This window comes from Propionivibrio limicola (genome assembly GCF_009469695.1).
GTDB classification, from domain to species: Bacteria; Pseudomonadota; Gammaproteobacteria; order Burkholderiales; family Rhodocyclaceae; genus Propionivibrio; species Propionivibrio limicola.
On the sequence record NZ_SSSR01000010.1, the window covers coordinates 79,115 to 90,802 of the forward strand.

12 protein-coding genes are annotated in these 11,688 nt (G+C 54.7%); 4 read left to right on the forward strand and 8 right to left on the reverse strand.

The window, feature by feature from the left end; translation table 11 throughout:
• Window positions 1-34: 34 nt before the first annotated feature.
• Entirely contained in the window at window positions 35-1,297 is a 1,263-nt protein-coding gene (locus GH659_RS08950) for a zonular occludens toxin domain-containing protein (RefSeq protein ID WP_153111057.1), read from the forward strand.
• Window positions 1,298-1,394: 97 nt separating this feature from the next.
• On the opposite strand, the gene GH659_RS08955 is transcribed toward GH659_RS08950, so the two are convergent.
• Both GH659_RS08955 and GH659_RS08960 read right to left on the reverse strand, forming a co-directional pair.
• Window positions 1,395-1,589: a DUF2283 domain-containing protein gene (locus tag GH659_RS08955; protein WP_153111058.1), complete on the reverse strand. Its 195-nt coding sequence runs from the start codon at window positions 1,587-1,589 to the stop codon at window positions 1,395-1,397.
• Window positions 1,586-1,837 (reverse strand): DUF4258 domain-containing protein, encoded by a 252-nt coding sequence (locus GH659_RS08960; protein ID WP_153111059.1) that lies wholly within the window; start codon window positions 1,835-1,837, stop codon window positions 1,586-1,588. The genes GH659_RS08955 and GH659_RS08960 overlap by 4 nt, the downstream gene beginning before the upstream one ends.
• Window positions 1,838-2,671: 834 nt before the next feature.
• Here GH659_RS08960 and GH659_RS08965 point away from each other — a divergent pair.
• Window positions 2,672-2,917: a hypothetical protein gene (locus GH659_RS08965; protein ID WP_153111060.1), complete on the forward strand. Its 246-nt coding sequence runs from the start codon at window positions 2,672-2,674 to the stop codon at window positions 2,915-2,917.
• A gap of 229 nt (window positions 2,918-3,146) precedes the next feature.
• Window positions 3,147-4,760, forward strand: coding sequence for a methyl-accepting chemotaxis protein (locus GH659_RS08970; protein WP_153111061.1), 1,614 nt, complete (start codon window positions 3,147-3,149; stop codon window positions 4,758-4,760).
• 97 nt (window positions 4,761-4,857) lie between these two features.
• Here the strand turns inward: GH659_RS08970 and GH659_RS08975 are convergent, their stop codons facing one another.
• Both GH659_RS08975 and GH659_RS08980 read right to left on the reverse strand, forming a co-directional pair.
• Window positions 4,858-7,035, reverse strand: a complete 2,178-nt coding sequence (locus GH659_RS08975) for a putative bifunctional diguanylate cyclase/phosphodiesterase (RefSeq protein ID WP_153111062.1) — start codon at window positions 7,033-7,035, stop codon at window positions 4,858-4,860.
• A complete protein-coding gene (locus GH659_RS08980; protein ID WP_170285853.1) occupies window positions 7,028-7,690 on the reverse strand; it encodes an EAL and HDOD domain-containing protein in 663 nt (220 codons plus the stop codon). The genes GH659_RS08975 and GH659_RS08980 overlap by 8 nt, the downstream gene beginning before the upstream one ends.
• 75 nt (window positions 7,691-7,765) lie before the next feature.
• On the opposite strand from GH659_RS08980, the gene GH659_RS14785 reads away from it, so the two are divergent.
• On the forward strand, window positions 7,766-8,029 hold the full coding sequence (locus GH659_RS14785; protein ID WP_170285854.1) for a hypothetical protein: 264 nt from the start codon (window positions 7,766-7,768) through the stop codon (window positions 8,027-8,029).
• A 172-nt stretch (window positions 8,030-8,201) separates the two neighbouring features.
• Here GH659_RS14785 and GH659_RS08985 read toward each other — a convergent pair whose 3' ends face one another.
• From GH659_RS08985 to GH659_RS09000, 4 genes are all read right to left on the reverse strand, one after another.
• Window positions 8,202-9,473: an O-acetylhomoserine aminocarboxypropyltransferase/cysteine synthase family protein gene (locus GH659_RS08985; protein ID WP_153111064.1), complete on the reverse strand. Its 1,272-nt coding sequence runs from the start codon at window positions 9,471-9,473 to the stop codon at window positions 8,202-8,204.
• 190 nt (window positions 9,474-9,663) lie between these two features.
• Complete coding sequence (gene citC / locus GH659_RS08990; protein ID WP_153111065.1) at window positions 9,664-10,692, reverse strand: [citrate (pro-3S)-lyase] ligase; 1,029 nt, start codon at window positions 10,690-10,692, stop codon at window positions 9,664-9,666.
• A 48-nt stretch (window positions 10,693-10,740) separates the two neighbouring features.
• Entirely contained in the window at window positions 10,741-11,124 is a 384-nt protein-coding gene (locus tag GH659_RS08995; protein ID WP_211364176.1) for a rhodanese-like domain-containing protein, read from the reverse strand.
• A 30-nt stretch (window positions 11,125-11,154) separates the two neighbouring features.
• Window positions 11,155-11,478 (reverse strand): HesB/IscA family protein, encoded by a 324-nt coding sequence (locus tag GH659_RS09000; RefSeq protein WP_153111067.1) that lies wholly within the window; start codon window positions 11,476-11,478, stop codon window positions 11,155-11,157.
• Window positions 11,479-11,688: the final 210 nt, after the last annotated feature.

An 11,688-nucleotide genomic window follows, 5' to 3' on the forward strand; every position in this document is an offset into this window, starting at 1 on the left:
TGCGAAGATTTCGACGAGGACGAGGATTCGGAATATGATTAACTTGTTGCTCGGTCCTCCCGGTGGCGGCAAGTCGTATGAAGCGGTTGTGTATCACATTCTGCCGGCCCTTGCGAAAGGTCGGAAGGTCATCACGAATCTTCCGTTGGATTTGGAACGCATCGCCCAGCTTGATGCGTGCTATCTCGATTTGATTGAAATTCGTATTAAAACGAAAGCGGTGAAGCCCGAAAAGGATTGGGATAAAGCGGAAAGTCTTTATAAAAAGTTTGGTATCGCGGCTAAAACCGAATATTGGGTTGATCGTCCATTTGCTCATCCAGAGGACTACGGCGACGAATGGCGGCATCCTGAGACTGGATCGGGGCCGCTCTACGTAATTGACGAATGCCATCTTGCTTTACCTCGAACCACTACAAAGATTGCTGTTGAAGAGTGGTTTTCCCTGCATCGGCACGAATCGGCGGACGTGCTCTTGATTACGCAGTCTTACGGGAAGGTTTCCAAGTCGGTTATTGATCTGGTGCAAGTCTGTTACCGGGTCAAGAAGGCAACAGCCTTTGGCAGCGCCAAAAAATACATCCGTAAAGTTCAAGACGGTGTGCGCGGCGAGGTCGTCAATACGTCTATCCGGGAATACCAGAAGCGTTATTTCGGCCTATACAAAAGTCATACTCGCGGTGGCGGTGCCGAACTTGCCGCCGAGGATATTGTGCCGATCTGGAAGCGTTGGCCGTTCCTTGGTGCGGCGTTTTGCTTGATTTTGTTTGTTGGCGTGCTGGTTGTGAATGGGGGTTTCCCTAACCCGATGAAAACCAAGCTTTCTGAAGATGGCAAGCGGTCGAAAATTGTAAAGCGAGAGGGTGATCCTATGGTCTCGGCAGCCCCGACGCCTTTACCGTCCATCGGGGCCGTACCGGCTACCGATGCGCCAGCCGCCAACGTATCTCTTGCTGTTGCGGCCAATCCAGAGCCGGAAGGCCATCCGTACGCCGGTCGTACCTTGCATTTGGTTGGTCGGATGGTTGCTCGTGGGAAGAGCTTCTATCAGTTTGTTGTGGCGCAAAACGGTCAGCGTGTGTCCGATGTAACGGGCGAAGAACTGCAATATCTTGGCTATGAGGTTAAGACCGGCACTGGCTGCGCCGCTCAGGTGCGCTATGGTGATTGGGCGACTTGGGTTATTTGTGATGCTCCTCAGGTGGCTATTTTTGAGAATAAGGGCAAGACCGGTAAGGACGCCAAGAAAGAGGGCGACTCCGGCAAGACGGCGAATGCCGCACCTGATCCGGCATGACGAGAAGAGGAAGAGGGATCTTGCTTGCGGGGCATTTTCTTTTGAGTATTTGACAAAAAAGCCCGGAAAACCGGGCTTTTTTGTGTGGTCGCAAGAATTAGGCTGCTTTGGCGATTGGCTCCGGCGATGACTCGCGTTTGCTTGCATTAAGCACTTCGACGCCAATAACGGTTCCGTTGTCGTCAAAATCAAGAATAATTCCCGGCTGCACCTCTTCGGATTCAATGATTTTCTTTGTTTCATTTAGCCGGATGTAGAGTGCATCCACTTCTGGGTCGTAATCGAATCTCATAATTTGCCTTTCGCTGCTCTGTCGAAATAAACCGTCACGACATGCGGCGGCTGTTTGGTCTGATTGTAGACCACTCGTAAAATACGGTTTCCGAATTCCGGGATTCGCCGGTAAGCGTAAATTAGAGTCGGATCGTTCTCGTGTCGTTCCACCAGTTGCGGATCATCCATTGTTGCTTGGACCCATGTGCGGTCAATTTCCCGTTCCTTCATGGCGTCTTCGGCGTGTTTGCTCAGAGTGAATTCCATGGGCGCGAGTCTATCACTGGAACATTGGAATCTGCGCGAGGCTGTTTAGTTCAAGTACCAGTTGGCGCGGCTTCTTGAATGGTGATTTTACGATTGTGTGCCAACCGAGTCGGGCCGTTTTGAGCATAGACTTAAGCCGTTTTTTCGTCTCGATTGCGGCATCGAGAACGGCGAGGGCGACCGTAGCGAAGTCGAAAGCGCTTTGGCGCTCCCGGAACTCTGCCTTCATCTGGTATGCCCTCGAAAATCTCATGGTTTTTGCCTTTCAAATCCACCGGAGCCCTTGAGCGACCCCGCGTTGGTTTCTGTTTCCTGCCTGTAGAACCCCGCTTTATCCGCCGTCTGCCCTTTTCGCTTGCCCCGAAGGGTCGCCCGAACTCGTTTTGCCTCTGGCGAACCTTCTTTTCATGGCTCGCAAGAAAGCATGACAGCCGGAATGGAGCGAAGCGGAATGGAGGGAACCCGAAGGGCTGGCGTGATTTGTTGCTTGCCTTCTAATATCGGAAGGGCGATGGGCAAGCGAAAAGGGCTGATGGCGCGCTGAGCGTTTCAGGCAGGAAACAGCACCGAGGCGCAGCCTCGCTAACTGGCGCGAAGCGCCGGTGCTTTCGTCTGTTTTGGCTTTTTCGTTCCTCTCGATAAAACCGGCGCGTCCGGTATTCACCTTCGTTAGATGTCGTGCCCCCTGTCTCGCGTTGGCGTCGATGATCGCGTCCAGCGATCACCCGAAGGGCAAGCACGGATTCATCGTGCGCCGTCCAGCCAACCCGCGAAGCGGGACAGGGGGCGCGCAAAAAATCTATAAAATCTGCTTTTCATTTTTTGGGGCTTGTAATGCCTGATTGGTCTGGTGATCTTCGGAATCTTTATTGGTTTCTGCGTTATCGTCGTTCATGGGATTCGGCGGGGGTGCGTCGTTACTACCGCAAGATCGGTAAAGAAAAACGCCGGCTTCTGGATGAAGTCGGCGTCGATCAGGAGGAACTGCGTTTGTTGTGTCGTTTTTTAGCTAATCCGCGTAACAGAAGGGCCGAAGAAAGGTGGTTAGCGTATCGCAAGTTGCTTTTATCCAATTCGTGATTCGTTTTGTAATTTAACATAATACAAATTATCCGCTTATCTAAAACCCAAACAGACGAAGAATCAACAAACTGAAAAAAAGCTACGTCTCTTCGTCGAAATTGATTTCCGGGCAATTGCGTCGGCGTCGCTGATAGGCTAGCCTTCGTCACTCTTGTCGAGCTTAACGGCCGACAAGCACAAGAACGTTAATTGGGTGGGTACGTAGAACTAAAGGGGGTGTTTCGATATGTTGATCAGCAGGAAAATCGGGCTTCTGGTTGCCATTTCCATGGTTACTTCAGCGGCGGTGTCGATCTTTGGCTTGTATGGCTTGAGGATGGTCAATGCCAACATGGAAGAAATTGCCGGCAACTCTGTTCCTGCGCTTCAGAGCGTCAGCCAGATGCGCTCCAACTATCTTTCGCTGATTACCGAGCTTTACGAACGCGCCAGCACGGCTGATGCCGAGCGCGGCAGCGCCTTGGAAAAAAAGATCGACGACGGCAACAAGAACCTGCTCAAAGATCTCAATACGTATTCCGAAAAAATCACCAACGAGGATGAAAAAAAAGCGCTTGAGGAAGCGAAATTCAGTCTCGTTGCTTTTGTTAGCAGACTAAGACAAATCAACGGTTTAGCCGGGTCTGGCGAGAATCAGCTCGCCCTTGAAATGATTCAACGAGACGTCGGGCCGCTCCATCAACGCCTGTCCGAGTCTTTTGATCGATTGGTAAAAATCAACACCGCCAATGTCGATGGTGTCGCCATGACGGCCAAAGCCGCATTCACTCGCACCTTGACAATCACGCTGGTAGCGGCTCTTACGGGGGTCAGCCTTATCGGCGTCTTGGGCTTCATGCTGGGCCGGTCGATCATTCGCCCGATGCGTGTCATGCAAAAGGCGATTACGCGCACCTCGACCGATCTCGATTTTACTGATTCGATCGTTGTCGAATCGCACGACGAGATTGGCGTTACGTTGCAGGCCTATAACGAATTGCTGACGAAACTTCGCACCAGTTTCGCCGAAATCCAGGCAGCCGCAGCCCGCATGGTGAAAATAACGGGAGAGGTCGACAAGACTTCGAAGGAAATCGCGGAGAATTCCCTTGCCCAAAGTGACGCATCTTCGGGAATGGCAGCCGCCATCGAGCAACTGACGGTCAGTATCTCGATGGTTGCCACCCAGGCCCAAGATGCCAGCCAGCACACGCAGGAATCGCGGATCATGGCGGATCAAGGGGCCGAGGTGATTCTGTCGACCGTAAACGGGATTCAGACGATTTCCGAATCAGTGCGCGAGGCGTCGACACGCATTGATGCCCTGCGTCATGACAGCGAAAGCATTTCCTCCGTCGCCAATATCATCAAGGAAATCGCCGACCAGACCAATTTGTTGGCGCTGAATGCGGCGATTGAAGCGGCTCGTGCCGGCGAACAAGGACGGGGCTTTGCTGTCGTGGCCGATGAGGTGAGGAAACTCGCCGAGCGTACGTCTAAATCGACACAGGAAATCTCGACGCTCCTCAGCCAAATGCAAGACAGCGCCAAGTTGGCGGTAAATAGCATGGCGGGGGCCGTACAAGAGGTGGAAGCGGGCGTGGAGAACGCCCAACTGGCCGGCAAGTCCATCAACGAAATCAAGGATGGATCCAATACCGTTGTCGGTGCCGTCGAAGAGATTTCAGAGGCTGTCCGTGAGCAAAGCGCGGCCAGCACCTCCATCTCTCAACGCATCGAGCAGATCGCGCAAATGACTGAACGCAATACGGCCGCCGCCGAAAGCACGGCCGAGGCCGTGCATCAAATGACCACGATGAGTCACGAAATCGCGGAAGCTCTGGCCAAGTACAAGGTTTAAGCAAACTCGTCGAACAAAGGTTGGCAGGCTGTTCAAGCAGCTGCCAATTTTTTCTTCTGGGCCGGCCTTTTCTGAGGGGGCGATTCCTCCCCCTGCCCTACAGTGGCAGCCTTACGCCCTCTCGTACCATTTCCGCGAACGCTTCTGCCGAAACCGGCGGGCTGAAAAGATAGCCCTGCAATTGATCGCAGCCCAAGTCACGAAGAAAGTTCATCTGCTGCCGCGTTTCGACGCCTTCGGCAACGATTTCCTGCCGGAGTTGTTTACCCATCGTGACGATCGCCTGCGCTATGGCACAGTCGTTTGCGTCGCCCGGCACCCCGACCACGAACGAGCGATCAATCTTGAGCGTGGTAATCGGGAATCGCTTCAAATAAGCCAGGCTGGAATACCCCGTCCCGAAATCGTCCAATGACAGGCTGAACCCCAGTGCGACCAGTCTGTTCATGATCGGGATGATCTTTTCCGGCGCCCGAAGCAGCAGACTTTCTGTAATTTCGAGCTTGATCAGCTCGGAAGGAATGCCGTAACGGTCAATAGAGGCTTGCAGGTGGTCGGGGAGTTGATCGTCGAACTGCCGGGCAGAAACATTGACCGCAATGGGGATGAACTCGAAGCCGACGTCCAGCCAGTGACGGATCTGCCGGCACGTTTCGTCAAAAATCCAGCCGCCCAGTTCGCTCATCAGCCCGATTTCTTCGGCCAGGGGCACAAACTTTCCCGGCGAAATCAAACCGTATTCGGGATGCTCCCATCGAACAAGCGCTTCGGCCCCGACAATGCGGCCGCTGCGCAGACTGACTTTCGGCTGGTAGTGCAAGAAGAGCTCATTGCCTCGCAAGGCCCGGCGCAATTCACTTTCCAGTTGCCACTGCTCTTTGGCATGCACGTTCATTTCCGGGCTGTAGAACAAGTAACCGGATTCGGTATTCTTGTTGAGTCGCTTCATTGCCACGTCGGCAAAACGCAATAAAACAGGAGTGGATTGACCATCCTCCGGAAAAACGGCGATGCCGATGCTGGCTTGAACGTACAGGGCATGCGCCTGAATTGAGAATGGCTGCGCCAGCGTAGCCAACAGCTTCTCCGCGACAAGCGCAACATGCTGTTTTTGGTGGGTATTTACCAGCGCCACCACGAATTCGTCGCCGCCGAATCGGGCCAGAATGTCTTCGGGTCGGAGTGCATGACGGAATCGCTGCCCAACCTGTCGCAGCAACTCATCACCGACATCATGCCCAAGCATGTCGTTGAATGAAGCAAAGCGGTTCAGGTCAATCACCAAAAGAGCGCCGGGTTGATTCCCGTGTCGCGGCGAAAACAAGGCTTCATCGACCAGTTGGTGGAACAACGTGCGGTTGGGCAAACCGGTCAGACTGTCATAGTTAACCAGCTGTTGCATGCGTTTTTCGGCCGCACGCAGCAGGCTGACATCGGTGAAGATGGAGAATGCATGGGAAATCAGGCCGTCTTCGTTGCGAACGGCACCGACGGTCACCGAGTGCGGAAAAAGCTCGCCGTTTTTTCTTCGACTAACGATCTCCCCATGCCAAGCGCCCTCGCCCTGTATGGCAGCACGGATTTTCGACTGCAGATCGGCCTCGTTGGTGCCGGAAGACAAGAAATCTGGCCTTTCGCCGATGACCTCTTTCGCAGAGTACCCCGTAATCCGGGAAAATGCAGAATTCACCGAAACGATGCGCTCATCCGCATCGGTGATCAGAATCCCTTCCTCGCTGTCCTCGATGATCCGGGAGTGAAGCCGTAGCTTGTCCTCTGCGGAAAGCCGGTCCTCAACCTCGGAAAAATGCAGCGCCATGCCAACCGTGTCATTGCAATCATCAACAATGTGTCTTAGCGAAAGATTGGCGCGAAACGTTTCGCCGGATTTCTTGCGGCGCCGCACCTCGATCGTTGAACTGCCGTGATCGAGAAACAATTCGTGGATTTCGGCTCCGTGTGCAGCATCGTTATCCGCATACAAAAACAGGATGTGCTGGCCGATGGCCTCCTCGGCGGAATAGCCAAACAGGAGTTCGGCGCCACGGTTCCAATCCGTCAGATACCCGGCCATATCCATGACCACCACCGGCTCTTGTGCCGCGACACCGGTGAGCAATGAGCGTTTGCGATTGAGCGGTGCGATCAAACACTCGTCCTGCAGGCTTTGCAACTCACGCTCAAGCTCGTCAAGGCGGGAATGGAAGCCGTCCCCCAAGCCAGCGCGAAGTCGGCTGCAAAGTTCAAAACATCGCCGGATGCGTGTGTCAGCCATCGTAGTCGCTCTGCTTGTCCCGAATCACGTTCAGCATCCACTCATGCGCTGCCAGCGTTATTTCATTCAGATCCCGGTCACCGATATTCGCTGTCTCGAGCAACGGTCTGATCGCGTCGGAACGCCCCTGCTCGACTCCTTCGACAATCTTGAGCAATTGCCCGAGCGTGCCGTCATGACGAAGAACCCCAGCGGCAATCGATTCATTCAACTTCAAGGGCGCCAGAACACTGGCTAGCGGCATCCCGAACAGGACGCCCAGCAATGAAAACATGCCGCACATAAAAGCGGCTTCTTGCACGGTACGGTCGCGACCGAGCAGAGCCGCCAACAGCTCCATCGAGCGCGCGCGTACGGTAACACGCGCCATCAACATCCCCGCCCGGTAATCATTCATGTTCGCGGCGAAGAGCATCAGGTTGAGCCAGCGTTTGAGCTGTTGCCGCCCCAGAATGATGATGGCCTGCGAAAAACTCGATATGTGCCGCCCCACGCCAACGCCAAGTGAATTGACGAGGCGGAGCAGATGATAGGCCAGCACCGGGTCTTCCCGGAAAATCGCCTCGATCTCATGCGTATCCGCGTCCGTCGCCACCAGGTGCAACAGCCTCAAGGAGAGCGTACGCGATGCCGTCGGCGTTCCGGAGAGTCTCACGGGAGGCGCGAGATACCAGCTCCCGGCCATCCATTCGGCCTTAAGCGGGAAAACTGGCTTCGACGCCTCGTCAGAATGGAAAATCAGATCGCAGCCGATTGTCCGAACACCTGCGCACTCAAGCGCAGCGAGTGCCTCCGGTGGCATCTGGCAGGCGTGGTCATTGTCGATCAGACAAGGAAAACTGGCCGCAAAAGCGGGAAGTCGAGACGACACGAAGTCCGCACTTTGCTCATCCGAAAGATGATCGGCGACCTCCAGCAGAACGGCGGCCGGGCTCAGATTTCGATCAGCGAGAAGATGAAAAAAGACAAAGCCCATAGGTTTATTTATCGATGACCGAGTGCTGAAGTTAGTCGAATACGATGATAGAAAGCCAAACGCACGCAATCCGCACTATAACGGCAGAGCCATTGAAAGAATGCATTTACGGAGACAGATTTCCGGCACCGACAGCAATTCGTCGATCCTGGCAGAGGAAGGCGACGCCCTCCTCCCGATCTATCACCTGTCAGGCCGCGGCAAGCGCCTGCGCCAGATCGTCGATCAGATCGTCAATGTGTTCGATGCCGATCGAAAGACGGATCATATCCTCAGATACGCCAGCTTTTTTCAACTCGTCGGCAGAGAGCTGCCGGTGCGTTGTCGACGCCGGGTGGCAAGCCAGTGACTTGCTGTCGCCAATATTCACCAGACGGGTGAAGAGATTCAACGCGTCCTGGAAGCGCCCACCGGCTTCGAGCCCGCCCTTGACGCCGAAGGTCAGCACGCCAGAGGCTTTCCCGCCCATGTATTTCTGGACCAGTGCGTTGTCCGCATGATCGGCAAGCCCGGCGTAATTGACCCACGACACCTTTTCGTGACCTTGCAGGAACTGCGCGATCCTGACCGAGTTTTCACAAATACGGTCCATCCGCAACGGCAGCGTTTCAAGCCCCTGCAAAATCAGGAATGCATTGAACGGGGAAATGGCCGCGCCCATATTGCGGAGCGGCACAACACGGGCACGCGCGATGAAGGCGGCATCGCCCATCGCTTCGGTATACACAACGCCGTGATACGACACATCTGGCTCGTTCAGGCGCTTGAAACGGTTCTTGTGCTGGGCCCATGGGAACTTCCCGCTATCGACGATCATGCCGCCGATTGAATTGCCGTGCCCCCCAATATATTTGGTCAGCGAATGGACGACGATATCCGCCCCGTGTTCGAAAGGCCGGCACAGGTACGGCGACGGAACGGTGTTGTCGACGATCAGGGGGATGCCATTGCGGTGTGCGATATCGGCCAGCTTTTCAAAGTCGGTGATGTTGCCCAGCGGGTTTCCGACCGACTCGCAATAAATGGCCTTTGTCTTTTCGTCGATCAGCTTTTCAAAGCTCTCGGGCGCGCGATAGTCGGCAAACCGGCAGGAGATGCCGTACTGGGGCAAGGTATGCGCGAACAGGTTGTACGTCCCACCGTAGAGCGTCGACGCGGACACGATGTTGTCGCCCGCCTCGGCGATCGTCATCACGGCATACGTTATCGCCGCCTGCCCCGATGACAGCGCCAACGCGGCGATGCCGCCCTCGATGGCCGCGACGCGTTTTTCCAGCACATCCTGGGTGGGGTTCATGATGCGGGTGTAGATATTCCCCGGCACCTTGAGGTCAAACAGATCGGCACCGTGCTGCGTGCTGTCGAAAGAATACGAGGTGGTCTGGTAAATTGGGACGGCAACCGCCTTGGTAGTGGCTTCCGGGCTATAGCCTGCGTGAACGGCAAGGGTTTCCAGTTTCATGAATTCTCCCGATGCAGCGTGTTGTAATGAAAGCGTCGCATCTTAGCATCGGCCATGTGGGGGCATAGAACCAGAATTTATAAGAACATAACCGGGAGTAAAAAGAGGGGCGCACCGGAATCCGTAACCGATTCCCTAATGCGCCCCTTGCTTGCCTTTATGCTTTAAAGACTTGCGGCAGCAATTTTTCTCAGCACCCCGTTAGCGACTTGTTCCGGTAGTCGTTTTGCAGCCTTTCGCGAATCGGAGCGGCTTCATCGCTGGTCAGGAAGGCATAAGTCGTTGGCGGCACATATTCTGCCAACAGCGCCATGTCGTTCTTGCCGACCAGTTCGCGCACCGTCGACGCGCTGATCACCCCTTTGGATGCCTGCTTGCGCTCGACAACGGTGAGATCGATGTTGTAGACGGGGAGGATGCGCAGCATTGTTTCGTTGTAGCCGCCGGTCAGAGGACAGTTCGGCTCGGTGCCGACAAAACGTTTGGTGATATTGAAGAAGGGGGCGATCTTCGAGGCAAACAGCGTGACGTCGAGTTCCATCTGGATACGCGAAATCGGATCGTTCTTCTTCAGGAAATAGGTCGGGAAAGTCGAACTGCTGACGATATAGCGCGAGGTATCGAGCACGGTGACGTTGGCAAGGTCGCGCACACCTTCCTTGACTAGGCGGAAGCGCACGTCGAAGGGAAAGACGGAGCGATCTTCGCGAACGACGAAGACGTAGAGGTTATCCACCAGCTTCGACGCGCTTTCGATCAGATAGCGGTGTCCATTCGTAAACGGGTTGCAATTGACGACGACCGCGCCATTGACGCCCGATTTGAGCAGAGAGCGGTTCGCTTCGAGCCAGTTGTTCAAGCCCTTGCCGTACTCCAGGAGAACAATCCGTCCCTGATTTGCCAGCAGGGTGAAGTTCAACGATTCAAATGCCAGCGCATATTCCGCCTTGGTAAAGACGAAGAGCGATTCATATCCTGCTTCGCGTCCGTTCATCACCAGTGCGCTGACCAGTTCGACGAATACCGAGCCGCCCTGATGGGCCGGCGAAACCGCTACCATCTTGAGCGTGTTCCCGGAGCGAGTGCCGACGGCAATCAGTTCCTCGTCTTCGTAGATGCCGATAATCGCGTCGAAACCTTCTTCATAGGTCAGGTCGCTGCTTTCAATCAGCTCACGGGCTGCTTTGAGTTCGGAGCTTGTTCTCAATTGAACGATCATGGGATAGGCCTCATCAATGGATAAAAATTCGCAAAGCGGCTTTTCGGTTCAACACGCCTTTGCTGAACACGTTTTCAGATTCTGCATTACGGAAGTCATGGCGCCACCGTTCATGACCTGCTTGAACCCCTTGTCGGCGAGCGTCTCACGCGCGATCGCGGAACGTCGCCCGCTGTGGCAATACAGCAGGATCGTGCTGTCTTTTTTCAGCCCCTTCAGGGACGCGATGCCTTGATCAATCTGGTCATAAGGGATATTCACCGCGCCGTCGACATGGCCAGCGGCAAACTCCTGCGGCGTCCGCACGTCAATGATGACGGCAGGCTTCACGCCGTTGAAACGAACGTCGGCCGAATGCGCCAACGATGCGCCGAACATGAGCAAAGACAAGAGAAATAAACGCAAGACGGCTGACATGGCAAGGTCCTTCACAGATTGGTTCGGTCAAAAACTCGACAAAGTCTATACGGCGAAGCTATCGCCGCAATCACACACACTCCGGGCATTAGGATTGCGAACGGAAAAACCGGCTTGGTCGCCCTCCTCCGCATAATCGATCTCGGCCCCATCGAGAAAAACCAGTGATTTTGTATCAACGTATATTTTCGCGCCATGGCTATCGAACACCACGTCGTTTTCCTCGATTTCGTCGACGAAAACCAGCCGATAAGCCATGCCGGAACACTCTGAAGTCACCACGACAAGGCGGATTCCAAGCCCACGCCCCCGGTTTTGCAAACAATCCAGAACGTGTCTGGCCGCCGTTTCACTGAAAGCTAATGCCATTATTTCCCCCCAAAGACCAGGATACGCAGCGCTGAAGCGCATGCCGCCCTTAATTATTGGCATATGCTAACATGAAATGCATCTGCTACGTCTTGGGCGCTGCCTCTCTACCAGGGCAATCGCATCAAACCTACCCGAGTCCAAGGATGGACTCCCGGTAGGCATCAGAGGAGGCGGCGAGGATTCTGCGCGTATGAATGCCAGCCTTTC

Excerpts from the sequence above, each read along its gene's own strand:
- GH659_RS08950 (WP_153111057.1), top strand. The coding sequence starts at position 35 with ATGATTAACTTGTTGCTCGGTCCTCCCGGTGGCGGCAAGTCGTATGAA.
- GH659_RS14785 (WP_170285854.1), top strand. The coding sequence starts at position 7,766 with ATGGAAAATCAGATCGCAGCCGATTGTCCGAACACCTGCGCACTCAAG.
- citC (WP_153111065.1), bottom strand. The coding sequence starts at position 10,692 with ATGATCGTTCAATTGAGAACAAGCTCCGAACTCAAAGCAGCCCGTGAG.
- GH659_RS08985 (WP_153111064.1), bottom strand. The coding sequence starts at position 9,473 with ATGAAACTGGAAACCCTTGCCGTTCACGCAGGCTATAGCCCGGAAGCC.
- GH659_RS09000 (WP_153111067.1), bottom strand. The coding sequence starts at position 11,478 with ATGGCATTAGCTTTCAGTGAAACGGCGGCCAGACACGTTCTGGATTGT.
- GH659_RS08955 (WP_153111058.1), bottom strand. The coding sequence starts at position 1,589 with ATGAGATTCGATTACGACCCAGAAGTGGATGCACTCTACATCCGGCTA.
- GH659_RS08960 (WP_153111059.1), bottom strand. The coding sequence starts at position 1,837 with ATGGAATTCACTCTGAGCAAACACGCCGAAGACGCCATGAAGGAACGG.
- GH659_RS08975 (WP_153111062.1), bottom strand. The coding sequence starts at position 7,035 with ATGGCTGACACACGCATCCGGCGATGTTTTGAACTTTGCAGCCGACTT.
- GH659_RS08970 (WP_153111061.1), top strand. The coding sequence starts at position 3,147 with ATGTTGATCAGCAGGAAAATCGGGCTTCTGGTTGCCATTTCCATGGTT.
- GH659_RS08965 (WP_153111060.1), top strand. The coding sequence starts at position 2,672 with ATGCCTGATTGGTCTGGTGATCTTCGGAATCTTTATTGGTTTCTGCGT.